Here is a 23,480-nt window from a genome sequence, read left to right as displayed (position 1 = left end):
GTCAAATGGGTTTCCCTGATACTTCGGTCTTCAGGTCCTGCAACTGGCCGCGGATGGCGTCCATATGCGGGTTGATGGCCAACGCCTTTTCCATGGCGCGGATCGCCGCCTTTTTGCGCCCCATTTCCGCGTAGATCAAGCCCAGGCCGGACAGCGCGCCGAAGTGGCGGGGCTCCAGCTCCAGGGTGCGCTGAATGTCGAGCACGGATTCCGGATATTTGCCCATGAGGAAATTCACCGTCGCGCGCTTGTTCCAGCCTTCGGCATGCTTGGGCGCCAGGCTGATGACGTCGTTGAAGTATTTCAACGAGGTATCGAGGGCGCCCCTGTTCATGGCAATGACGCCCCGGGCCATGGCGCTGTCGACCAGTTCCTGGCCGCTGACCGCCCAGGTCTGCCAGATGCGGGTTTCGATCTGATGCGCTTCTTCCGGGTTCTTGGTCGCCGTCAGGGCCGCGAACAGGGCGTCCAGAACCGGATCGGTCTGATCCGCCCGCGCCTGCGGCGCAGCCAGGACGGCGGCAAGAAGCGCCGCCATGAGGATGTGTTTCCACGTAACCATGACAAAAAGATTACGCCTTCGCGGGCATAACGCCAAGGGTTCCGCCGCTCACAAGCCCGTCAGGAGATGGTGACCGAAACCTCGTGCGGTTCCGTGTCCAGGCGGCCCGAACAATGCAGCGTGCGTTCCGGCCCCATGGGCCGGGGCGGCAGCAGGGTGACCTCCAACTGCACGGTTTGCAAAAGGTCTTCGCGCATTCGCGTCGGTCGGGTGAAGTTGCCCCAGCCGTCGTGGGTGAAGATTTCCTCCAGATACCAGCCCGGATCGCCCTGGTGGCCGCGGCTGCGCGACGCCAGACCCTTGGCGACCCGCGCGAACAGCTCCAGGCACATGCCTTCGGACGGTTGGGCGAAGCGTTCGCGCGCCGTCAGGAACACGGTGATCTTCTTGTCCCGCCAATCGAAATAGGCCCCGGTGGTCGGCGCCACGGGCAGGAAGCCGACCTCCAAAAGCCGCTGGCCGACCTGAAGCAAATCCTGCTTGAGCCGGATGATGCCTAAATCCATGAGCGTCACCGGCTCACCGGCCAGCCAGTCCAGGGTGGAATTCGCCCGCGCATCGGCGGCGGGACGGAGGGTGAGGACCAGGGCGAGGCTTCCGAGAAGCACCGCCCGCCCCAGGATCCGCGTGATCGATGTCATGCGACGGCTCCTTCCTGCGTTGCAGGCCCCGCGACGCGTTTCGCGGCGGCGATGCGGCGAGCATACCATAAAACCCGCACATGGTGCGATATAACTAACGCACTAAGTGCGACTCAGGCGCCGCCGCGGCCCTGCCGATCCGCAAGCTTACAATTGTGGCTGAATTCGATGACCGGAATATTGCCGAATCGCGACAGCCGCCGGTGCGGCTTTATTCGAGTCCGGCGGGCTTCGGCCCACCGGTCGCCCAGTCGAGTAGTTCCACCGTATGGACCACGGGCATGCCGACGGCGTCCTCAAGCTGAACCATGCAGCCGATGTTGCCCGTCGCCATGACCTGGGCGCCCGTGCGCTTCATGTTGGCGGCCTTGCGCGCCTTGAGGCGGCCCGAGATTTCCGGCTGCATCATGTTGTAGGTGCCGGCGGAACCGCAGCACAGATGGCCTTCGGCGGGCTCCCGTACCTCAAACCCGGCCTGGGCCAGCAGGTCCTTGGGCGGCTTGGTCAGCTTCTGGCCATGCTGCATGGAACAGGCGGAATGATAGGCGACGACGGGCCTGTCCCCGTCGATCATGGCCGCGTTCAGGCCCAGGTCCATCATCACTTCGGTGACGTCGCGGGTCTTGCCGGAAATCGCCTTGGCGCGGGCGGCCCAGGCATCGTCGCGGCGCAGCATCCAGCCGTAATCCTTCACCGTCGTGCCGCAGCCCGACGCGTTGATAACGATGGCGTCGACCTGCCCGTGCGCCGCCTCGGCCTTCTCCCAGGCCTCGATATTGGCCTGGGCCTGGGCGTGGCTCTGGGCTTCCTTGCCCATGTGATGGACCAGGGCACCACAGCAGCCCTGCCCGTCGGCGATCACGACCTCGCAGCCGTGGCGGGTGAGAAGCCGCACGGTCGCCTCGTTGATGGCCGGGTTCAGCACCTTCTGGGCGCAGCCGGTCATCAACGCCACGCGCTTTCTCATCACCCCCTCGGCCTTGAACACCTGGGGCCGGTCCATGTCCGTCGGCGGATGGATGCGCTTGGGCGTGAGCCCCAGCATGGCGCCGAGCCGCCCCGGCATCACCCGCGCCAAGGGCCGCGCCAGCCAGGCGCCCAACAGCATGACGCGGAAGCGGTCGGGATACGGCAGAACCAGGGGCAGCAGGCCGCGCAACAGCCGATCCATCAGGGGGCGTTTGTATTCCCGTTCGATCTTGGCCCGCGCGTCATCGACCAGATGCATGTAATCGACGCTGGCGGGGCAGGTCGTCATGCAGGACAGGCAGGTCAGGCAGCGGTCGATGTGCGTGACGTGCTGCTCGGTCGGCTTGGCGCCCTCTTCCAGCAATCCCTTGATCAGGTAAATGCGCCCGCGCGGGCTGTCCAACTCGTCGCCCAGCAGAACATAGGTCGGACAGGTCGCCGTGCAGAAGCCGCAATGCACGCATTTGCGCAAGATGTCGTTGGCCTGCTGGATGTGCGGATCGGCCAGTTGCGCCAGGGTGAAGGTGGTTTGCATCGCTTTTCCGTCCCTGCCCCTATACGCCCGCTGTCATGCGGCCGGGGTTGAGGATGCCCTCGGGATCGAAGGCTTCCTTCACCCGTTTTGAAAGATCGGCCAGCGGGCCCGGCTGCGGCTGGAACACCGCGACCGCCTGGCGCACGTCGGCGGATGCCCGGACCAGGGTCGCGTGACCGCCGCAATCCCTGATGACCCGGCGGATGTCCGCCGCCCCGGCGTCGGCGCGGGCGTCGAGCGCGAACCAGATCAGCCCCCCGCCCCAGTCGTAATAGACCTCGCCGCCCAGGCGCGCGCGCAGGTGCTGGCCCACCGTCGGACCCGCCGTGGGCGGCACGCTGACGCGCCAGACCTGGTAGTCCTGCCAGTCGCCGGTGAAGGCCGCCGCGTCGCGGACCTCGCGCCAGAAGGCGGCGGAGTTCATGGAATGCAGTTCCTCGACCGCGCCGAAGGGAGCGAACAGGTCGCGCAGGGAATTGCAGCGATGTTCGACGCTGGGCCCGGGCCCTTCGACACGCACGGCGGTGACGGCGGCCCCCGCGCCGGACACATAGCCGACGCCGGAGCGCGCGGCGACGGATGCCGGCAGATGGGCCGCGCCGGCGACCTCATGGCTGGAGCCCAGGGCATCGCACAGCGCCGCGACCGCATGGATGTCGTCGGCCCCCATGAGCAGGACCGTGCGCGTCTTTTCCGGGCGCGGCAGCACCTTCACGGAGACCTGGGTCATCACGGCGAGGGTGCCGAAGGAGCCGGCCATCAGTTTCGAGAGATCGAAGCCCGTGACGTTCTTCATCACCTTGCCGCCGGACTTGAACACCTCGCCCCGGCCGGACACGCCCTGAAAGCCCAGGAAATGGTCGCGCGCCGCCCCCGCCTTGATGCGCCGGGGGCCGGACAGGTTGGCGGCGATCACCCCGCCGAGCGTGCCCGTCCCCTCACCCAGGCCGTAAAGGGATCCTAAGTCCATGGGCTCGAACGCCAGTTCCTGGTTGGCCCCGGCCAGGACCTTTTCGATCTCGAACATGGAGGTCGCGGGCCCGGCGGTCAGAACCAGTTCGCCCGGATCGTAGTCGCTGATGCCGGACAGGTTCGAGAGATCGAGCACCCGGCCCACCTGCACGGGGCGGCCGAACCCGGATTTCGAGCCCGATCCGCGAACGTCCAGCGGGATTGCTTCCGAGAGCGCCCATTTGACGGCGTCGAGAACCTGGTCGGCGGTATCCGGCTTGAGAATTTCGATCATGATGGAGAGATCAGAATCGGGGAATGTCGGGGAACGGCACCTGGCCCCGCGAGATATGCATGCGGCCCAATTCGGCGCAGCGGTGAAGCGTGGGAAAGACCTTGCCCGGGTTGAGGTGGTGGTCCGGGTCGAAGGCGCATTTGACCCGCTGCTGCTGCTTCAGGTCGTCTTCCGTGAACATCTCGCCCATCAGGTCGCGCTTTTCCACGCCGATGCCGTGTTCGCCGGACAGCACGCCGCCGACCTCGACACAAAGTTTCAGGATATCCGCGCCGAATTCCTCGGCCCGGTCCAGTTCGCCCGGTTGGTTGGCGTCGAACATGATGAGGGGATGCAGGTTGCCGTCGCCGGCGTGGAACACGTTGGCAACGCGCAGGCCGTATTTGCCGGACATCTCCGCCATCCGTTGCAGGACCAGGCCGAGCTTTTTCCGGGGGATCGTGCCGTCCATGCAGAGATAGTCCGGCGACAGACGCCCGACCGCCGGAAAGGCGTTCTTGCGCCCGGACCAGAAGGCGGCGCGTTCTTCCTCCGTCTCGCTGATGCGGGAATAGATCGCCCCCTGCCCCTTGGCGATTTCGCCGACCCGGTCGATCAGGTAGTCGACCTCGACCTTGGGGCCGTCCAGTTCGACGATCAACAGCGCTTCCACATCCATGGGATAGCCCGCATGGACGAATTCCTCCGTCGCGTGGATGGCCGGCTTGTCCATCATCTCGATCCCGCCCGGGATGATCCCGGCGTTGATGATGGCGGCGACGCAATCGCCGCCTTCTTCCGACGAGTTGAAACCAAGCAGCACGGCGCGCGCCGTCTCGGGCTTTTTCAATATGCGCACGGTGACCTCGGTAATGACGCCGAGCAGCCCTTCGGAGCCCGTCAGCACACCCAGCAAATCATAGCCCCCCGGGTCCAGATGCTTGCCGCCCAGGCGCAGCACCGTGCCGTCCATCAGCACCATTTCCACGCCCAGCACGTTGTTGGTCGTCAGGCCGTATTTCAGGCAGTGCACGCCGCCGGAGTTCTCGGCGATGTTGCCGCCGATGGAGCACGCGATCTGCGACGACGGGTCCGGCGCGTAATAGAAGCCATCGCCTTCAACCGCCTTGGTGACGCCCAGGTTGGTCACGCCCGGCTGCACCACCGCGCAGCGGTTGGCATAGTCGATGTCGAGCACCCGGTTGAATTTGGACAATCCCAGGGTGATGGCGTCGGCCAACGGCAGGGCGCCACCGGACAGCCCCGTGCCCGCCCCCCGCGGCACGATCTTCACGCCGTTGGCATGGCAGTATTTCAGGATATCGGAGACCTGGGCCGTGGTTTCCGGCAGCACGACGATGAGCGGCAACTGCCGGTAGGCCATCAGGCCGTCGCATTCGAAGGCCTTGAGCATGGCGTCGTCGGCAATCACGCCCTCGCCGGGCACGATGGCGCGCATGGCGGCGATGATCTCGGCCCGCCGGTCGATGACGCCTTGATCCGGTTCCGGCATCTGCATAGGACGCTGTGCTCCCAATGGCGGCGGCCCCCTATCGGGGCGCCGCTTTCCCGCATTGTATGTCTTTTGTCCGCCCCGGCAACAGGGGCCGCGGACGGGAGCCTACTTGACCTCGTGTTTGGCCATGATTTCGAGTGCCCGCACCATGGCCGAATGGTCCCAGCCGGCGCCGCCGTGGGCCGTGCAGGAATTGAACAGTTCCTGCGCCGTCGCCGTGTTGGGCAGGGAAATGCCCATGTCCTTGGCCCCGGACAGCGCCAGGTTCAGGTCCTTCTGGTGCAGCTCGATGCGGAAGCCCGGGTTGAAGGTGCGCTTGATCATGCGCTCCGCATGGACTTCCAAAATCTTCGAATTGGCGAAACCGCCCATCAGGGCTTCGCGCACCTTGGCGGGATCGGCCCCGGCCTTGGACGCGAACAGAAGGGCTTCGGACACGGCCTCGATGTTCAGCGCCACGATGATCTGGTTGGCGACCTTGCAGGTCTGCCCGTCGCCGGCGCCGCCGACCAGGGTGATGTTCTTGCCCATCAGTTCGAACAGCGGTTTGGCCCGGTCGAAATCCTTTTTCGATCCGCCGCACATGATGGTCAGGGCCGCGTTCTTGGCGCCCACCTCGCCGCCCGACACGGGGGCGTCGACCCAACCGGCCCCCGCCTTCTTGATCTTCTTGGCGAATTCCTTGGTCGCGAGCGGCGCGATCGAGGACATGTCGATGACCAGCTTGCCCTTCAAATTGGCGGACGCCACGCCGTCCTTGCCGAACAGGACCTCTTCGACCTGGGGGGTGTCCGGCACCATGGTGATGATGACCTCGGCCTTTGCGGCCACGTCCTTGGGCGTCGCGGCGAACACGGCGCCGCCCTTGGCAAGGTCCTTCGGCATGGGCTTTTTGCGCTTCAACGCCACGATCTTGTGGCCGGCTTTCTGAAGGTGGGCCGCCATGGGTGCGCCCATGATGCCGAGACCGATGAATCCGATGGTAGCCATGGTTGATGTCCCCTCCTGGGTGGATTGGTTTTGCGTAAGTTGAATGATTGCAGACGTTTTACCGCGATTGCGGCAAAAACCAATGGGGCAACCGGGATTTTTCCGCCAGCCGGGAAAAGATCAGGCGGCCTTGCTTGATGCCTCGGCGGCGCGCAGCCAGCCCAGGCCTTCGACCGTTGTGGTCAAGGGCACGTATTCACAGCCGACCCAGCCTTTGTAGCCGATGGCGTCCAAGTGGGCGAAGAAGTGCGGGTAGTTGATTTCGCCCGTGCCCGGTTCGTGGCGGCCCGGGTTGTCGGCGATCTGGATGTGGGGGATGCGCGGCAACAGCCGTTCGACCGTGCGGCACAAATCGCCTTCCATGATCTGCATGTGATAGGCGTCGTATTGGAAATACAGGTTGTCGTGGCCGACGGCCTCCATCACCGCTTCGGCCTGGGCCGAGGTGTTGAGGAAAAATCCCGGAATGTCGCGGGTGTTGATGGCCTCGACCAGAAGCTTGATGCCGGCGTCGTCGAACCGGGGGGCCGCGAATTCCAGGTTCTCGACGAAGGTTTCGAACGCCTTTTCCGGGGCCACGCCGTCGCCGGGAATACCGGCCAGGCAGTTGACCTGGGGACAGCCCAGCGCCGTCGCGTAATCGATGGCGAGGCCGACGCTGTCCTGGAATTCGCTTTTCCGGTCGGGCAGGCTGGCGAGACCCCGTTCACCCTTAGCCCAATCGCCGGCCGGCAGGTTGTGCAGCACCTGGGTCAGGCCGTTGGATGTCAGCGCGTCGACCAGGTCGGCCGCCTTGTAGTCGTAGGGGAACAGGTATTCCACGCCCTTGAACCCAGCCTTGGCGGCCGCCTGGAACCGATCCATGAAATCCAGGTCCTGGAACAGCATGGTGATGTTGGCGTTGAAACGGGGCATGGGGTGTCTCCTGCGATGGTGTGATCATTGGCGGCGAGGGTAGCGGCGAGGTCGGGCGGGAAGCAACCGGAAGTGGGTTCCGGTCAAAGGCGCCTCCCGCCCTCCTCGCAGGGACCTCATTCGGCGGGAATCATGTCCCGCTGCGTTGCGGCGGCGGCCTCGGGGTCGGGCAGGCCGTCCGGATCCAGGGTCGGATCCAGGCAAAGGATTTCCTCGAACTCGTTGACGGCATCGATTTCCATGCCCATGGCCACGTTGGTGACGCGCTCCAGGATGAATTCCAGGACCACGGGCACCTGGTGTTCCTTCATCAGGGCCTGCGCCTTGGCAAAGGCTTCCTTGAACTCGTTGGGGCTGCGCACGCGGATCGCCTTGCAGCCGAGCCCTTCGGCCACGGCGACATGGTCGACGCCGTAATCTCCCAGGTCCGGTGCGTTCACGTTCGCGAACGACAATTGGACGTTGTAGTCCATGTCGAATCCGCGCTGCGCCTGGCGGATCAGGCCGAGGTAGGAATTGTTCAGCACCACATGGATGTAGGGCAGGTTGAACTGGGCGCCGACGGCCAGCTCCTCGATCAGGAACTGGAAGTCGTAATCGCCGGATACGGCGACGATTTCCTTGTCCGGGCAGGCCTTGCGGGCACCCAGCGCGGCCGGCAGGGTCCAACCCAGGGGGCCGGCTTGGCCGCAGTTGATCCAGTTGCGCGCCCCGTAGACGTTGAGGAACTGCGCGGCGGCGATCTGGCTGAGGCCGATGGTGGTGACGTAGCAGACGTCGCGGCCGAAGGCCTCCTTCATTTCCTGATAGACGCGCTGCGGCTTCAAGGGCACCTGGTCGAAGTGGGACTTGCGCTGCATCACTTCCTTGCGGTGGGCGCATTCGCCGGCCCAGCCGGACCAGTCGGGCAGACTGCCGTCTTCCTTCATCTCGCGCGCCGCCTGCACGAACAGGGCGAGCGCCGCCCCGGCGTCGGACACGATGCCGTAATCCGGTTCGAACACCCGGCCGATCTGGGTCGGCTCGATATCCACGTGCACGAAGGTGCGGCCCTTGGTGTAGACGGCGACGGACCCCGTATGCCGGTTGGCCCAACGGTTGCCGATGCCGAGCACGAAATCGGACCGCAAAAACGACTTGTTGCCGTAGCGGTGGGCGGTCTGCAACCCGACCATGCCGGCCATCAGGGGATGGTCGTCGGCGATGGCGCCCCAACCCATCAGGGTCGGGATCACCGGAATGCCGGCCAGTTCGGCGAACTCGACCAAAAGGTCCTGGGCGTCGGCGTTGATGATGCCGCCGCCGGCCACGATCACCGGGCGCTCGGCCGCCGCCAGCATGGCCATGGCCTTGTCGATCTGGCGGCGTGAGGCTTCGGGCTTGAACACGGGCAGGGGCTCGTAAGTGTCGGCGTCGAATTCGATTTCCGCCAACTGCACGTCGATCGGCAGGTCGATCAGCACCGGACCGGGCCGGGACGAGCGCATCAGGTGGAACGCCTTCTGGAACACGCGCGGCACCAGGGCCGGTTCGCGCACGGTGACCGCCCACTTGGTCACCGGCTTGGCGATGGATTCGATATCCACCGCCTGGAAATCTTCCTTGTACAGCTTGTCGCGGGGCGCCTGTCCGGTGATGCAGAGGATCGGGATGCTGTCCGCCTGGGCGGAATAGAGGCCGGTGATCATGTCCGTACCCGCCGGGCCCGAGGTGCCGATGCAAACCCCGATGTTGCCCGCCTTGGCCCGGGTATAGCCCTCGGCCATGTGGGACGCCCCTTCGACGTGCCGCGCCAGCACGTGGTCGATGGAGCCGCGCTTTTTCATCGCCGCGTAGAACGGGTTGATGGCCGCACCGGGCACCCCGAAGGCGGCGTGAACGCCTTCCTTTTCAAGTACCCGGACCGCTGCTTCCGCTGCCGTCATGCGTGCCATGGCCGTCACCTCCCTGCTAAGAACCAGCCTTAAGGGTGACAGTCGGGCGGACCCTGGGCAACCATTTTGGAAATTATTCCGTATTTCGAGAATGAGTCATTTTTATATTTAAAATCAAATAATTAACTAATATTCAATTTTGGAAAAATGCCGATTCATCACCGCACGCAAACGCATTCCGCCGGCGACGGGCGCCGCGGCGAAGTCTCATTAAAGGAAGGAATGGCGTGTCCGCCCGGTCAGGGCTCGCGGCTGCCGAGTTCGCTGGCAATGCTCTTGGCGGCACGGGTCACCAGGCCGGCCAGACCGGCGATCTTCTCGTCGGAAATGCGCGCCGAGGGGCCGGAGACGGAGATGGCGGCGATCGGCTCGTCGTGCTCGTTGAACACGGCGGCGGCGATGCAGCGCAGGCCAACGGCATGCTCCTCGTCGTCGATGGCATAGCCCTGACGCCGGATCTGGCCAAGCGCGTCACGGAACCGCACAGGCGTCGCCAGGGTCTTGTCGGTGACCTTGGACAGGCCGTGGCGTTGCAGGATGCGGTTGACCTCTTCCTCGGACTGATTGGCGAGCAGCACCTTGCCCACACCGGAGCAATGCATGGGCACGCGGGTGCCGGGCGCGCGGTAGGCGCGCATGGTTTCCCGGCTTTCAACCTGGGCCAGATAGATGACCTCGCCGTCGTCCTGGATCCCCAATTTCACGGTCTCGCCCGTTTCCTCCATCAGACGGCGCATGATGGGGCGCGCCATGACCACCAGATCGCGCGACCGGATGAAGGCGTTGCCGATCACGAAGGCCTCGACCCCCACATGCCACAGCGCCGTCGCCTGATCGAAGCGCACGATGCGGTCGTGCTGCATGGTGGTCAGCAGCCGGTGCGTGGTCGACGGCGGCAGGACGACGGTCAGCGCCACGTCGGTCAAGGTCATGCCGTCCTCGGACCGGGCCAGGGCCTTGAGAATGGAAATGGCGCGGGCGAGGGACTGAACCTGTCCCCCGGTATCCTCGCGCGACCGGGTGCGGGTGCGGCCCCGGGTTCGTGGGGGGGGGGTGGCGGTATCGGCCATGTTTTTCTTCCCTGCGTTTCTTGGTTCGTGGGCTCCGCATCGTCCGCGCCCTTCAGGGCGAAATTTCACGATACGGAACGATTTCCAAAAAGGTTGCGTTCCAGGGTCGAAAAGTCAAGGCCGAATGCAGACGAACTCCACCGGGACGGCGCGGCCCTGCGCCACGTTGCGGGCGGAATTGCGCATGCGCTCCAAGGCGTTCTCGCGCAGGATCACCAGCGGGCTGAGGACCGGCGGCCCCTGGTCCCGGGCCCGTGCGCGGGCCGCTTCGTTGTAGGCCAGGGCCAGATCCGTGGAATCGTGCACCGCCTCGACCCGGAACCCCGCACCTTCCAAAATCGCCGCCGTTTCCTCGGGCGTCGTCAGGTGGCTGATGTCGGCCGTCATGGCCCAGGGCACGGGGTAGATCACGTCGCCACCGGGGCCCTGGGCGACTTCGCCCGCGACGAAACGCGCCCCGGGTTTCAAAACCCTGGCGGCCTCGGCGAAGAAACGCGCCTTGTCGGGCACGCTCATGGACACGTTCTGGGTATAGCCGGCATCGAAGGCGGCATCATCGAACGGCAGGGCAAGCGCGTCGCCGACCCGAAACTCGGTCTGGCCGGACAGCCCGGTCATCGCCGCCAGTTGCTCCGCGACGGCGATGAATTCCGGGGTCAGGTCGATGCCGCTGACCCGTGCCCCCGCCGTGGCGGCCAGATAGCGCGCCGGCCCGCCCACGCCGCAGCCGATGTCGATAACCTTCTGCCCCGCAACGGGCCGTAGGCGTGTAATCATCTCGTCCGTCGCCTCGCGCCCGCGCCCGTGCAGATGATCCATCGGCGCCAGATCCTGGGCCGTCAGGCCGTCCAGGGCGATCCCCGCCTCGGCCAGCTTGGCCAGGATGGCGTCCATCAAGGTTCCGTGGGTGTAATGGGCGGCGACTTTGTCTGCGGTCATGGATGCGATTCAGCTTTTCCTAATTTATCGGGCAACAAAAAACCGCGCCCCTGATTGCTCAGGTAAGCGCGGCTGGATAGGAATCCAAGAGCACCTTTATGGGCGCTCCGATGCCTGCCTTATCCTTGGCGGGCTTTGAAACGCGGATTCTTTTTATTGATGACGAAAACTCGGCCCTTGCGGCGCACGACGCGGCAATTTTTATCGCGCGTCTTGGCGGACTTCAGGGAATTCAAAACTTTCATCGGTCTCAAGCTCCGTATGCGGGCCACTCGAAAGGGCGGAATTCGGGTCCGGTCAGGCCGGAAGCGGCGGAAACTACCCAAACCGCCTCCCCCTGTCAACCGCAACCGGACCGCTTTCCCGCCGGGGGCGCTTTATCCCCCCTGGGGAAGCCTGTATAGATGGGCGGCGTATACAATAATCCGCCGTTCAACAGCCGCTTCCGGGCCCTTTCCGGCCGGCTTGCGGCGGATCGCCGGCCCCTCAGACCGAAAGCCCGCCCATGACCTCAACCCAGGCCCCCCCCGTCCCCGCCAAGGGACGCACCGACGCCGTTCGGGGGATTTTGTGGATGGTCCTGGCCAGCCTGTGCTTCGCCTGCATGCACGCGGTCATCAAAAAGGTCGCGGCGACCGGCATTCATCCCTTCGAAACGGCATTTTTCCGCCTGCTGTTCGGGATGCTGCCGATCATTCCGTTCTTCGTGAAAGACGGCCTGAAGCCGCTGAAGACCAAACGCCTGGGCCTGCTGACCCTGCGCGGCGTGCTCAACTCGGCGGCCATGCTGTGCTATTTCTTCGCGCTGTCCATCGCCCCCCTGGCCCAGGTCACGGCCCTGGGGTTTTCCGCCCCCATCTTCGCCTCGGTCCTGGCGGTCCTGTTCCTGGGCGAGGTCGTGCGCCTGCGCCGCTGGACCGCGATCCTGCTGGGCTTCGCCGGCACGCTGGTGATTCTGCGCCCGGGGGTCATTCCCCTCGACCTGGGGCCGATGCTGGTCGTCATCTCGTCGCTCATCTGGGGCGGCTGCATGATCATCATCAAGCGCCTGAGCGCCACCGAATCCAGCGCCACCATCACCGTCTACATGTCCCTGGTCATGATGCCGATCATCCTGGTGCCCGCGACCTTCGTGTGGTCCTGGCCGGGGCCGGAGCAATGGGCCTTGCTGATCGGCCTCGGCATTCTGGGCGGCGGCGCGCAATTGTCCATGGCGCAGGCCCTGAAGATGGCCGACACCCATGTCGTCGGGCCGGTCGATTTCGTGCGCCTGATCTGGGTCACGGCATTGGGTTATGTGTTTTTCAACGAACTGCCCGACATGTTCGTGTGGATCGGCGGCGCCATGATCTTGGGCTCGACCGCCTATATCGCCTACCGGGAACACCGGCTGGGCCGCGCCCAGGGGATCGTCGCCGGGCCGCCGGGGGTACGCACCACCCTGCCCCGTGAATCCGGAGACTGAGGCCAATACCATGCTGACCGACCAACGCCCCCTGTTCGACATTCCGCCCGGCATCGCCTGGTTCAACTGCGCGTCGCGCACGCCGCTGCTGAAGGCCGCCCAGGCGGCGGGGAATGCCGGGATCGCCACCCGGGTACAACCCTGGACCATGGATTCCGCGGCGCTTCACGATCAGGCGGAACATATCCGCGCCCTGGTCGCCGGGCTGATCGGCGCCCGCGCCGACGACATTGCGATCCAACCCTCGGCCAGTTACGGCCTGGCCACGGCGGCCGCGAACCTTGCCGTGGCACGCGGGCAGACGATCGTGGTGCTGGAGGACCAGTTTCCGTCCAATGTCTTCGTGTGGATGCAGAAGGCCGAACAGGCGGGGGCCCGTGTGGTGACCGTGCCGCGACCGGACGACGCCGACTGGACCACGGCCGTGCTCGACCGGCTGGACGGCGACACGGCGATCGCAGCATTGCCGCCCTGCCATTGGATCGACGGCACGCGGATCGACCTGGAGGCCGTGGGGGCAAGATGCCGCGACCTCGGCGCGGCCCTGGTCGTCGACGCCACGCAATGGGTCGGCGCAGCGCCCTTCGACATCGCCCGCGTGCGCCCGGACTTCCTGGTCGTGGCCGCCTATAAATGGCTGTTCTGCCCGCACGGCATGTCGTTTCTATACGCCGCCCCCGCCCATCAGCGGGGGGTCGCATTCGAACATCATGACTACAACCATCCGGCCACGGGGGCGAGCATCGAAGGGGCGCTGGTCTACGACCCGGACATGTCGCCGGGTGCGCGCCGCTACGACGTGGGCCAGACCTACAACCCGGTCATGCTGCCGATGGCGGAGGCCGCGCTCGTTCAGGTCGCCGCCTGGACCCCCGCGGCGGTCCAGGACACCCTTGCCCCGATCACCGGCGCCGTCACCGAAGCCGCGCGGGACATGGGATATTCAACGCCGCCGTTGGGCCGGGGCGTCGCCCATATCACGTCGCTGGGCAAGGACAATCCGCCGCCGGACGGCATGATCGCGGCGCTGGCGGACAGGGGCGTGCACGCGTCGCTGCGCGGCGGGCGCCTGCGCCTGGCCCCTCATGTCCATGTTTCGGAAGAAGACGTCGCGCGTCTGATCGCGGCGCTGCGGGACGTCTGGCCCTAATCCTCGCCCGGCGAACGCCCCGCCAGGGCTTTGTTGACGCTGTCGATCAGGCGGTCCATTTCGATCGGCTTGGTTTCATAGGCCGCCGCGCCTGCCGTGAACGCCTCGTCATGGTCCGCCGCCGTATCATGGGCCGACAAGGCGATGACCGGAATGTCCTTGACCGCGTCGATCTTTTTCAACGCCCGGATGACCTCGAAACCGGTCATCTTCGGCATGCTCATGTCGCACAGGATAATATCCGGCGGCAGGGCGCTGGCCGCGGCAACCCCGGCCTCGCCATCGACGGCGATACGCACGTCGTGTCCCTCACCCGACAGCACGAGTTCGAGAAAACTCTGAAAGAACTCGTCATCTTCGATGACAAGAATTGCAGCCATGTAGGTCTCCTCTCACCTGCTTCGCGGCTCCGGCGGCGACAGGCGTTCCCAAGCGGACTTGAAGATTAACCGCATTCATATCATCCGTCCATGACACCCCCGGCCGCCACATTTCCATCCTATCTGATTGATCTATCGAATATTTGGCGAAATTCTGCTTTTATCTAGGGGGTTGGAACCCGTCGAGTCATCGGGCAGAGGAAAACTCAAGGGACGGGATGTAACGTGCCCCAACAACGCATCCGAACCATCAAGGCGGTACAGCGCAACGTGCTGCGCTATTCCCTGGCCGGGGCGGTTCTGATCGCCGCGCTGACAGCCGTGTTCATCATGGTGCCCATGCAAAGCCAATTGCGTGAGGCCTCCGTCACGCATCTGGGCCAGATCGCCGATTCCAAGGCGGATGCCATTACTCAGATCGTCGACCGCACAAAAAACGTCGCTTCCCTGGTTTCCAGCCGTTTACGGGCTCAGTCCCTGATGCGTGACCTGGCCACCGGCGCCATCGACATTCGCCAGTTCCAGGCCGCGTTGGCGCCAGTCTTCACATCGGTCATGAATTCATCCGACGAGATCGTCGGGATTACCCGCGTCGATACGAAGGGGAAGATCGTCTACGCCGTCGGCCCCGAAGTGCCGCCGGCGGCTTGGCCTTCAGGGTGGGAAGATAACACCGACCCGATCACCAAGGGCTTGATGCCGCTGCTTGGCAGTCACTACCTGATCGTCAGTTCGCCGATCTTCGATCAGGACGGACGGCGTCTCGGCACCGACATTATCGCCTTTTCCATGGGCCAGTTGCTGCGCCTGTTTTCCGGACATGCGGGGCTCGGCCGAACGGGGCGCGCCTTCCTGGTGTTCGGTCCCGCCGATGCCCGCAGCATCCTGTCAATGACCGAGGCCGCGACACTGGTGACGGCGGACGCCGTGGCCCCCCCCAGGACGTTCAAGGAAATCTTACGCACCAACCGCTCGAAACCCGGCTTCATCCATGACGCGCGCCATACCTACGCGCATATCGCCACGGGAAAGGGCTGGGCCCTGATCCTGCGTCAGGACGCCAACGAAATATTCGGCGAGCTGAACAAAAATCTCATCTTTGCTGGGTTTGGCGTCCTCGGCCTCATCATCATGGGCATGAGCGGCCTGTTCCTTTTGCTTAACCCCCTGACCGGCCGCATCGAACAGATGTCTGACGCCATGGAAACGCAATTGCACCTGACGTTGGACAACATTCCCAGCGGGCTTTGCATGTTCGACGAAGACCTTCGGATCGTCGCGTACAACCGCGTCTATGAGGAGATGTACGGTTTTGACGAGGGCTTCCTGAAACCCGGCGTCACGCGGACCGAGGCGTTCTGGCATCTCGTCAACAAGAACGCGCTGGCCAATTTGGAAGACGCCCGGGAAACGATTAAGGCCCGCGAGGCGCAATTGCGCCAAGGGAACAGTTCCGTGGAACAGACCTTGACCGACGGCCGCGTCATCGACGTACGCTTCGGCAATTGGACCGGCGGCTACATCGTCGCCGTTTACACCGACATCACCGAATTCAAGCAGGCGGAACAGATCCTATCCGATCGCCGCGCCGAACTGCAGGCCGTGATCGATGCCGTGCCGGCCTTGATCAACGTGAAGGACACACAGGGCCGCTATGTGATGTCCAACCGCTACCATCAGGAATTCCTGGGCCTCAGCGAACAGGATGTCCAAGGCAAGACATCGGAAATCGTCGGCGCCGAACACGCGGCCGCGATGTCGAAGCTGGACCGCGAGGTCATCGAAACCGGGCAGCCGATCCCGTTCTTCGACTTCGAACTGAAGAAGAAGGGTAATGACACCCGGCAGGCGATCTGCACCAAGGCTCCGCTCAAGGACGCCGACGGGCGTGTCGTCGGCGTCATCACGACGACGATCGACATTTCAGAACGCCGTCAGGCGGAAGAGCGTCTTGCCGAAAGCGAAGCGCGATTCCGCCAGATCCTCGACGAAAGCCCCATCGCCATCACCATCGTCGACCGGGATACGGGCGAACGGCTGTTCGGCAATCCGCGATTGGCCGCGATGCTGGGCGCCGACAACCTGGATGATGTCCTGCAAATCGACATCGACCAGTCCTTCGTCGATCCGGCAAAATTTGAAGAAGCGCGCGAAATATTCGACCGGGAAGGCCGCCTCGACCATTTCGAGGCTGAACGCTATCGCCTGGACCGCAAAACCAAATGGTGGTCTCTGGTGACCTGGCGGCGGATCAATTTCGAGGGGCGCCGCGCGCGGATCGCCTGGACCCTGGACATCACCAAGCGCAAGGCGGCGGAACAGCAGATCGGCCTGCAATCGGCGATCCTGCGCGTGACGTTGGACAGCATGCCGAGCGGGCTCTGCGTGTTCGACGAAAACATGAACTACGTCACCTTCAACCGCCAGTTCTCGGAAGTCTGGGGCCTGCAACCGGATCAGGTGCAAGTCGGCACCAGCGCCTGGGAAACGGCGTACTTCCTGGCCGAGCGCGGTGACTTCGGCGATGCGCATCGCAACCGATCGGTGGTCGAGCGGATCAACGCCGTCCGCCAAGGCAACCTCAGCAGCGAAGTTCCCTTGGCCGACGGGCGCGTCGTCTACGCCCGTTACGGCGAATGGTACAACGGCTATCTGGTCGGCGTGTTCGACGACGTGACGGCGCAAAAGACCGCACAGATGATTCTCGAGGAAACACAGGCGCGCCTGACCGCAATCACCGAGAACGTTCCCATCATGCTGGCGCTCAAGGGACTGGACGGCCGCTTCCTCAGCGCCAATTCGATCTTCGCCGAATGGCATCAAACGACCGTCGACAATCTGATCGGCAAGACCGTCCACGATCTCATCCCCAAGGGCCGCGCGGACGAGGTCGCCGAGCTTGAGCGCAAGGTGATCGAAAGCGGAGAAATCGTCATTCTTGAGGCCGAGTCCGTCCTGCACAGAACGAAGGAAGGCCGGCCCACCATTTACCGCCTGATGAAATTCCCCGTGCGTGACCGCGAGGGCACCATCATGGGGCTCGGCACGGCCATGACCGACATCACCGAGCAGAAAGAGGCCGAGCGCGAACTTGCCCACCAGAAGGCGATCCTGGAAACCACCCTGGAAACCATGGATCAAGGCATCACCATGTTCGACGAAAAACTGAATGTCATCACCGCCAATTCGAAGTTCATGGAGCTTCTGAAATTCCCGAAGGACCGCTTTCCGCCGGGCACGAACCTCAGCGAGTTTTTCCGCTACAACGCCGAGCGCGGTGAATACGGCCCCGGCGACGTCGAGCAGCAGGTTCGGGAACGCATCGAGCTGGCGCGCAAGTTCGAGCCCCATCATTTCGAACGCACCCGCCCGGGCGGCATGGTCATCGACATTCGCGGCAACCCTCTGCCGGATCGAAGCGGCTTCGTGACGACCTATTCGGACGTCACCCAACAAAAACGCGCCGAACGGGCCCTGCGCGAGGCGAAACTGGCGGCAGAAGAAGCCAACAGGGCGAAAAGCTCGTTTCTCGCCAACATGAGCCATGAAATCCGCACGCCGCTGAACGCCATCGTCGGTTTGACGGGTCTGGCCCTGAAGACCGACTTGACCGAGCAGCAGGCGGATTACCTGACCAAGGTCGACATGTCGTCCCATGCGCTTCTCGGCCTGATCGACGACATCCTCGACTTCTCCAAGATCGAAGCCGGCAAGATGGAGATCGAGGCCGTGGCGTTCAATCTGGACGACGTCATGGAAAACCTGTCCACCATGACGACGGCGCGGGCCGGCGCCAAGCCGCTCGACATTCAGTTCCACATTGACCCCAGCGTGCCGAAAAACCTGAAGGGAGATCCGCTACGGCTGGGTCAGGTGCTGATCAACCTGACGGCGAATGCCATCAAGTTCACCGAAAAGGGCAAGGTCGTCGTGAATGTTCTGCCGGTGCCTTCATCCACCGCCGGCACGGCGAAAAAGCGGATGCTGCGGTTCGAGGTCACGGACACGGGCATCGGCATGTCGCGCGATCAGATCGGCAAACTGTTCCAGCCGTTCACCCAGGCCGACATCTCGACCACCCGCCAGTTCGGCGGCACTGGTCTGGGGCTCGCGATCAGCCACAGTCTTGTCACGATGATGGGTGGCGAGATCGGCGTCGACAGCACCGAGGGCAAAGGCAGCACCTTCTGGTTCACCGCCGAGGTGACGGTCCTGCCCGCCGATCTGACGGAAGACGCCGCGCCGACGCACCGGCCGAAGCCGAAGGACGCGCGGTCGGATGCGCTCAAGCGCATTGCCGGGTTGCGCGTCCTGCTGGTTGAAGACAACGAAATCAATCAGCAGGTCGCGCGGGAATTCCTGGGCCTTGCCGGCGTGACGGTCGACATCGCAAGCAACGGCAAGATTGCCATCGCCATGGTTGCCGAAACCCCTTACGACGCCGTCCTGATGGACGTGCAGATGCCCCTGATGGACGGATACCAGGCGACGGAAATCATCCGTGCCGATTCTCGGTACAACGACCTTCCGATCATCGCCATGACCGCCCATGCCATGCAGTCCGAACGGGAAAAATGCCTTGCCGTGGGCATGAATGATCACGTGACCAAACCCATCGACCCGAATCGCCTGTATGCGGTGCTGGCGACCTGGGCCGCCCGGTCGGGTTCGCATCCGGCAAAGCCGGCCAGCAAGATCACGGCGGCGGATTCGCCCGCGCCCACGCCTGTGTCGGCCGACGTCCTGCCCGACACGATCAAGGGAATCAACCTGACCGAGGCCCGCGCCATGATGCGGGGAAACGACGTGATCCTGCGCCGCCTGTTGGGCGCCTTTCATGCGAAGTACATGGACCAGGCGGACAAGATCGCCGCCCTGTTGACCGACGGCGACCTGGAAACGGCGGTCCGCACGACCCATACTCTGAAAGGAGTCAGCGGCAATATTCGCGCCGAACGCGTGTATCAGGCGGCCAAGGCGCTTGACGACCAGTTGCGCAGCGGACCCGGCGAACCGGAAGTCGATGCCTGCCTGAAGGAATTGAGTAGCGCCCTTGATGAGGTTCGTGATTCTCTGGCAATAGCGTTGGGTGGCGGCAACTCTGCGGAGAATAAATCACCGCCGCCGGCAGGAGAATAACCCAGATGACGCTGGGAACGGTGACACAGGGCCCAATAACACTGCGAACGACGGCACGGCGGAAAGAACGGCGCGATGACGGGAATTGAGAGAAGCGACATTTTGTCCCGCGGCAGCCAGGAGCCGCTGCGCCAGAAGATACTGATCGTCGATGACGCGGAAACGAACCTGATGATTCTCTCCAACCTCCTGGCCGAGGAAGGTGACATTATCAGCGCGACGGACGGCGTGCAGGCAATCGCCCTCGCGGAATCCGACCTTCCCGATCTGATCCTGCTGGACGTCAGCATGCCCGGCATGGACGGTTACGAAGTCTGCCGCCGTTTGAAATCGGGCATCCAGACCCGCGACATACCCGTCGTCTTCGTCACCGGCCGCACCGAAGACAATGACCAGGAAAAAGGATTGTTGCTCGGCGCCATCGACTACATCCTCAAGCCCTATTCACCGCTGATCGTGCTGGCCCGCATCCGCAATCACCTCGCCCTACAGAAGGCCCACCGGGACCTTAAGATCGCCAACGCGGAACTGACCCGACTTGCCACCACGGACTTTCTCACCGGCGTGTGGAACCGGCGGCGGTTCATGGAACTGGGCGAAGCCGAGGTCGCCCGCGTGCGACGCAGCGGGCGCTGCTTCGGCGCGGTGATGATGGATGTCGACCACTTCAAGGCCGTGAACGACACCTACGGCCACGACGCCGGGGACAGCGTGCTCCGGGCCCTGGCCGAGGCCTGCGTCGACCGCCTGCGCAACGTCGATATCGTCGGCCGCATGGGCGGCGAGGAATTCGCCTTGATCCTGCCGGAAACGGATCCCCAGGGCGCCAGGCTGACGGTCGAAAGACTGCGGGAACATCTTGGCGAACTGACCATCCCCGTCGATTCCGGGCCCCTGAAAGTGACGGTCAGCGCCGGCGTGACCACGGTCCAGGACCCGAAAGATTCAATCGAGTCCGCGTTGAAGCGGGCCGACGCGGCGCTTTACGAAGCGAAGGACCGCGGCCGCAACAGAACCGTCGCCTACGAGGAAATGTAACGTCCGACGGTCTGGCCGGGCTTCCGTATCAAGAGGATAGGCTCTAGGACGCGTCGAGCCCATGGGGCCGCAGCAGGCTGCGGGAAATCACCACGTTCTGAATTTCCGTCGTACCGTCGAGGAATTCGCACATCTTCGCCGCCGCGAAATGGCGGCCGAAGGGCTCCTCGGCGCGCAGCCCGGCCGCCCCCATCGCCTGCATGCAGGCCGATATGCCCCGCACCGCGGCGCGGGTCGCGAATTTCTTGGCATGGGCGCATTCGGTGATTCCGGCCTCGCCGGCGTCCAGCGTGCGGGCCGCGTGCTCGGTCAGGCGGCGGCAGGCCTCCAGGTCCGTGGCCACGTCGGCCAGTTCCCACTGCAACCCCTGGTTGGCCAGGATGGGCCGACCGAAGGCCATGCGCCCGGCGCCATAGGCCAAGGCCCGGTCAAGGCATTCGGCCAGCATTCCGCAACAAAGCGCGGCGACGAACATCCGCGCCATGTTGATGCCGGCCATGGCCGCCTTGAACCCCTCGCCGGGCGCGATCAGCAGATTGGCGTCCGGAATCCGGCAGTCCTCGAAGGTCAGACCGCAGAGCCCCGCCGCATGCCCGCCCATAAGGTCATAGGGGGCGGCGCGGGACAGGCCGGGAAAGTCGCCTTCGACCAGGACATTGGCGATGCCACGCCATCCTGCTTGCGCGTCGGTCTGGACATAGACGCTCATGACGTCCGCGTTGACGCCGTTGGTCACCCAGGCCTTTTCGCCGGTCACGGCCCAGCCGCCTGTTTCCTGTCGCGCGGCGCAGGTGATCGCGGTCGCATCGCTGCCGACCGCCGGTTCGGTCAGGCAGAACGCGCCGATACGACGCCCGTCGATCATGCCGGGCAGCAGACGATGGCGCTGTTCGTCGGTGCCGCGCCGGGCCACGGCGTTGGCCGCGTTGGCGTGAACCTTAAGCGCGAAGGCAAAACCGAAGTCGGCCGCCGCCAGAGCCTCGGCCATGCGCGCGGCGCACAGCATCCCGACGCCGGCGCCGCCAACCTCACGCGGCAAAATCGCCGACGTCAACCCGGCGGCGGCGGCCCGCTCGAACATTTCGGCCGGCAATGCCCGCGCCTTTTCCCACCCGGCCGCATGGGGCCGCACGTCGCGGGCCGCGAACGCGGCCGCCGCGGCGACGAGGTCGTCCTCTGTTTTCGAAAGATCTTGGCTCATGATTCCTCCCTCGGCGGTCTTTGGCGCGGTCACGCGCAGGGTCCCTTTGCCCCGACCTTACCCGCTTGGCGCCGATGTTGGGATGGCGAATCGCGCGCTGCTGGCCGCAGGTCCGGCAGAGGTGGCGGCAGGACAGCCCAGACCTCTTCGGGGCGAATAACGTCACGCGGGACGCGTCTAAATTTCTAGAAATTTTTCAAAAGCTTAGATGAATTAAAAAAACAACCTCAGTGCCAGAAACAGACTTCGTCCCGCCCGATAAGATGTTCCAATTATTCCCCGAGTGTGCGATTTTATGCCGGAATACGGCGAAGGCACTCGGGGAAAGACGTTGCGCAGCCTTCTCAAGGCGGGGTTCACATTTGCGGTGATCTTCGGCGTGTCGGCATGGAGTGCCGGCGCGCGGGCACAGTCATTGCCTGACGCCCTGCTCGACCTGATCGAGAACCATGATCGGATCAACGCCGCCAAGAATTCGCTGGACGCCGCGACCAGCCGCATCCGCGAAACCCGCGGCGCCTGGTTCCCCGAACTGGAAATCGATTTCAACAACGGCTTCCAGAAGCGCGCCAATCCCGGCACCCAGGACACCGCCAAAAAGTTCAACGAAACGTCGCTCAGCATCACTCAGTTGCTGTGGGATTTCGGCAAGACCGACACGGACATCGGGATTTCCCGCAAGAATCGGGAATCGGCGGCGATCAATCTGAACCAGGTGCGCCAGGACCTGGTTCTCGAAGGCATTGTCGCCTACATCCAGGTCTACAGCGCGAACCGGCGCCTGATCCTGTCGCGGCAATCGGAAGACAACATCAAGAAACAGACGGAACTTGAAGACGCCCGGGTCGCCGGCGGCGCCGGGTTTTCGACCGACGTCCTGCAGGCCAAGACCGAACTGGCCGAAGCCCAGTCGCGCCGCGTGGTCGCCGAGGGCACCCTGCGCAACGCCCTGTCACGCTATCATGCGCTGTACCGTGACATGCCCAAGGGGGTCAATGAATTCAAGCTTCCCCCCGTGCCCGAAGTCCTGATGCCCCGGACCCTTGAGGAAGCCATCGAAATCGGACTCAAGGAAAACTTTCAGCTGCGCAATGCGCGGCTCGCCTCCGACATCGCCAAGGACAGCGTTACACGGACCCGTCAGGATCTGTTCTTTCCCGAACTGAACGCGGTCGTCGAAACCAGCCACGAGCGCAACCTGGACGGCACCATCGGCCAGCGCAACGCGCAGGCCGCCAAGGTCGAGCTCAACTTTCCCTTCAACCTGGGATTTACCGCGCTTGATTCGGTCAACGCCTCCAGCAGCGACTACAAGGCCGCGATCGACCGCGCCGCGGACACCCAGCGGACGATCGAGGAGAACATCCGCCTCGCCTGGGCGGATCTGGAGACCGCGCGGCAGAATCACGACGTGCGCACCGCGCAGGTCGAAATCGCCGCCAAGTTTCTTGAACTGGCCCGCGAAGAACGCGAGGCGGGCCGCCGCTCACTGCTTGATGTGTTGTCCGGGGAAACCCGCCTGATCAACGCGCAGAGCGATTCCGTCCTGACGGAGGTCGCGATCGTGCAGGCGACTTTCCGGCTGCTGAACGCGATGGGCCGCCTGGAGGTTTCGGCGGTCGAGGCGAAGTAGCCTTCAACCCCCCGTTTATCGCCGTTTTCTCAGCCATATCGGATTCACGCCGATTTATCCGCCGTGCGGTCAACGGTCACATTTTTTCCATCGATTTTAAGATAATTTTATACATACTATACAGTATCGGCGTGGGCGGGTCGTTCACGTTGGTGTAAGGTTGTATGCCTAAAGTCCT

The 23,480-nt window shown here is 64.1% G+C and carries 18 protein-coding genes; 5 read left to right on the top strand and 13 right to left on the bottom strand.

Annotated elements, in window-relative coordinates; translation table 11 throughout:
• Window position 1: 1 nt before the first annotated feature.
• From RJ527_11440 to ykgO, 11 genes are all read right to left on the bottom strand, one after another.
• Window positions 2-538, bottom strand: coding sequence for a tetratricopeptide repeat protein (locus tag RJ527_11440; GenBank protein WND74654.1), 537 nt, complete (start codon window positions 536-538; stop codon window positions 2-4).
• Between the two features lie 83 nt (window positions 539-621).
• Window positions 622-1,203, bottom strand: a complete 582-nt coding sequence (locus tag RJ527_11435; protein WND74653.1) for a hypothetical protein — start codon at window positions 1,201-1,203, stop codon at window positions 622-624.
• 211 nt (window positions 1,204-1,414) lie between these two features.
• On the bottom strand, window positions 1,415-2,707 hold the full coding sequence (gene glcF, locus RJ527_11430) for a glycolate oxidase subunit GlcF (protein ID WND74652.1): 1,293 nt from the start codon (window positions 2,705-2,707) through the stop codon (window positions 1,415-1,417).
• Between the two features lie 19 nt (window positions 2,708-2,726).
• Window positions 2,727-3,953, bottom strand: a complete 1,227-nt coding sequence (glcE, locus tag RJ527_11425; protein ID WND74651.1) for a glycolate oxidase subunit GlcE — start codon at window positions 3,951-3,953, stop codon at window positions 2,727-2,729.
• A gap of 10 nt (window positions 3,954-3,963) precedes the next feature.
• Window positions 3,964-5,451, bottom strand: coding sequence for an FAD-linked oxidase C-terminal domain-containing protein (locus RJ527_11420; GenBank protein WND74650.1), 1,488 nt, complete (start codon window positions 5,449-5,451; stop codon window positions 3,964-3,966).
• A gap of 102 nt (window positions 5,452-5,553) precedes the next feature.
• Window positions 5,554-6,438, bottom strand: a complete 885-nt coding sequence (locus tag RJ527_11415; protein WND74649.1) for a 2-hydroxy-3-oxopropionate reductase — start codon at window positions 6,436-6,438, stop codon at window positions 5,554-5,556.
• 120 nt (window positions 6,439-6,558) lie between these two features.
• Window positions 6,559-7,353 carry a hydroxypyruvate isomerase gene (gene hyi, locus RJ527_11410; GenBank protein WND74648.1) on the bottom strand — a complete coding sequence of 265 codons (795 nt, stop codon included), beginning with the start codon at window positions 7,351-7,353 and terminating at the stop codon, window positions 6,559-6,561.
• 116 nt (window positions 7,354-7,469) lie between these two features.
• Window positions 7,470-9,287 (bottom strand): glyoxylate carboligase, encoded by a 1,818-nt coding sequence (gene gcl, locus RJ527_11405; GenBank protein ID WND74647.1) that lies wholly within the window; start codon window positions 9,285-9,287, stop codon window positions 7,470-7,472.
• Between the two features lie 239 nt (window positions 9,288-9,526).
• Complete coding sequence (locus RJ527_11400; protein ID WND74646.1) at window positions 9,527-10,357, bottom strand: IclR family transcriptional regulator C-terminal domain-containing protein; 831 nt, start codon at window positions 10,355-10,357, stop codon at window positions 9,527-9,529.
• Between the two features lie 114 nt (window positions 10,358-10,471).
• A complete protein-coding gene (locus RJ527_11395) occupies window positions 10,472-11,296 on the bottom strand; it encodes a methyltransferase domain-containing protein (GenBank protein WND74645.1) in 825 nt (274 codons plus the stop codon).
• Between the two features lie 119 nt (window positions 11,297-11,415).
• The gene (ykgO, locus tag RJ527_11390) at window positions 11,416-11,541 is read right to left on the bottom strand and encodes a type B 50S ribosomal protein L36 (protein ID WND74644.1); all 126 of its coding nucleotides are present in this window, start codon (window positions 11,539-11,541) and stop codon (window positions 11,416-11,418) included.
• Between the two features lie 260 nt (window positions 11,542-11,801).
• On the opposite strand from ykgO, the gene RJ527_11385 reads away from it, so the two are divergent.
• Together RJ527_11385 and RJ527_11380 are read left to right on the top strand one after the other, a co-directional pair.
• A complete protein-coding gene (locus RJ527_11385) occupies window positions 11,802-12,761 on the top strand; it encodes a DMT family transporter (protein ID WND74643.1) in 960 nt (319 codons plus the stop codon).
• A gap of 10 nt (window positions 12,762-12,771) precedes the next feature.
• Window positions 12,772-13,911: an aminotransferase class V-fold PLP-dependent enzyme gene (locus RJ527_11380; GenBank protein ID WND74642.1), complete on the top strand. Its 1,140-nt coding sequence runs from the start codon at window positions 12,772-12,774 to the stop codon at window positions 13,909-13,911.
• On the opposite strand, the gene RJ527_11375 is transcribed toward RJ527_11380, so the two are convergent.
• Window positions 13,908-14,291 carry a response regulator gene (locus tag RJ527_11375; protein ID WND74641.1) on the bottom strand — a complete coding sequence of 128 codons (384 nt, stop codon included), beginning with the start codon at window positions 14,289-14,291 and terminating at the stop codon, window positions 13,908-13,910. The two genes, RJ527_11380 and RJ527_11375, sit on opposite strands and share 4 nt — an antisense overlap.
• 225 nt (window positions 14,292-14,516) lie before the next feature.
• Between RJ527_11375 and RJ527_11370 the strand changes: the two genes are divergently transcribed.
• Together RJ527_11370 and RJ527_11365 are read left to right on the top strand one after the other, a co-directional pair.
• Complete coding sequence (locus RJ527_11370; protein ID WND74640.1) at window positions 14,517-19,430, top strand: PAS-domain containing protein; 4,914 nt, start codon at window positions 14,517-14,519, stop codon at window positions 19,428-19,430.
• Window positions 19,431-19,505: 75 nt separating this feature from the next.
• Window positions 19,506-20,468 carry a diguanylate cyclase gene (locus RJ527_11365; protein ID WND74639.1) on the top strand — a complete coding sequence of 321 codons (963 nt, stop codon included), beginning with the start codon at window positions 19,506-19,508 and terminating at the stop codon, window positions 20,466-20,468.
• Window positions 20,469-20,511: 43 nt separating this feature from the next.
• On the opposite strand, the gene RJ527_11360 is transcribed toward RJ527_11365, so the two are convergent.
• Window positions 20,512-21,669 (bottom strand): acyl-CoA dehydrogenase family protein, encoded by a 1,158-nt coding sequence (locus RJ527_11360; protein WND74638.1) that lies wholly within the window; start codon window positions 21,667-21,669, stop codon window positions 20,512-20,514.
• Window positions 21,670-22,000: 331 nt separating this feature from the next.
• Between RJ527_11360 and RJ527_11355 the strand changes: the two genes are divergently transcribed.
• Window positions 22,001-23,302: a TolC family protein gene (locus RJ527_11355; GenBank protein WND74637.1), complete on the top strand. Its 1,302-nt coding sequence runs from the start codon at window positions 22,001-22,003 to the stop codon at window positions 23,300-23,302.
• Window positions 23,303-23,480 lie beyond the last annotated feature (178 nt).

This window comes from Thalassospiraceae bacterium LMO-SO8 (assembly GCA_031655335.1).
Taxonomy (GTDB): domain Bacteria; phylum Pseudomonadota; class Alphaproteobacteria; order Rhodospirillales; family Casp-alpha2; genus UBA1479.
The sequence above is the reverse complement of the archived record's forward strand: the minus strand, read 5'-3'. Positions and strand labels throughout refer to the sequence as shown.

Bases quoted from the DNA above. Each gene is read 5' to 3' on its own strand.
- RJ527_11440 (WND74654.1), bottom strand. From the start codon at position 538: ATGGCGGCGCTTCTTGCCGCCGTCCTGGCTGCGCCGCAGGCGCGGGCG.
- RJ527_11435 (WND74653.1), bottom strand. From the start codon at position 1,203: ATGACATCGATCACGCGGATCCTGGGGCGGGCGGTGCTTCTCGGAAGC.
- glcF (WND74652.1), bottom strand. From the start codon at position 2,707: ATGCAAACCACCTTCACCCTGGCGCAACTGGCCGATCCGCACATCCAG.
- glcE (WND74651.1), bottom strand. From the start codon at position 3,953: ATGATCGAAATTCTCAAGCCGGATACCGCCGACCAGGTTCTCGACGCC.
- RJ527_11420 (WND74650.1), bottom strand. From the start codon at position 5,451: ATGCAGATGCCGGAACCGGATCAAGGCGTCATCGACCGGCGGGCCGAG.
- RJ527_11415 (WND74649.1), bottom strand. From the start codon at position 6,438: ATGGCTACCATCGGATTCATCGGTCTCGGCATCATGGGCGCACCCATG.
- hyi (WND74648.1), bottom strand. From the start codon at position 7,353: ATGCCCCGTTTCAACGCCAACATCACCATGCTGTTCCAGGACCTGGAT.
- gcl (WND74647.1), bottom strand. From the start codon at position 9,287: ATGGCACGCATGACGGCAGCGGAAGCAGCGGTCCGGGTACTTGAAAAG.
- RJ527_11400 (WND74646.1), bottom strand. From the start codon at position 10,357: ATGGCCGATACCGCCACCCCCCCCCCACGAACCCGGGGCCGCACCCGC.
- RJ527_11395 (WND74645.1), bottom strand. From the start codon at position 11,296: ATGACCGCAGACAAAGTCGCCGCCCATTACACCCACGGAACCTTGATG.
- ykgO (WND74644.1), bottom strand. From the start codon at position 11,541: ATGAAAGTTTTGAATTCCCTGAAGTCCGCCAAGACGCGCGATAAAAAT.
- RJ527_11385 (WND74643.1), top strand. From the start codon at position 11,802: ATGACCTCAACCCAGGCCCCCCCCGTCCCCGCCAAGGGACGCACCGAC.
- RJ527_11380 (WND74642.1), top strand. From the start codon at position 12,772: ATGCTGACCGACCAACGCCCCCTGTTCGACATTCCGCCCGGCATCGCC.
- RJ527_11375 (WND74641.1), bottom strand. From the start codon at position 14,291: ATGGCTGCAATTCTTGTCATCGAAGATGACGAGTTCTTTCAGAGTTTT.
- RJ527_11365 (WND74639.1), top strand. From the start codon at position 19,506: ATGACGGGAATTGAGAGAAGCGACATTTTGTCCCGCGGCAGCCAGGAG.
- RJ527_11360 (WND74638.1), bottom strand. From the start codon at position 21,669: ATGAGCCAAGATCTTTCGAAAACAGAGGACGACCTCGTCGCCGCGGCG.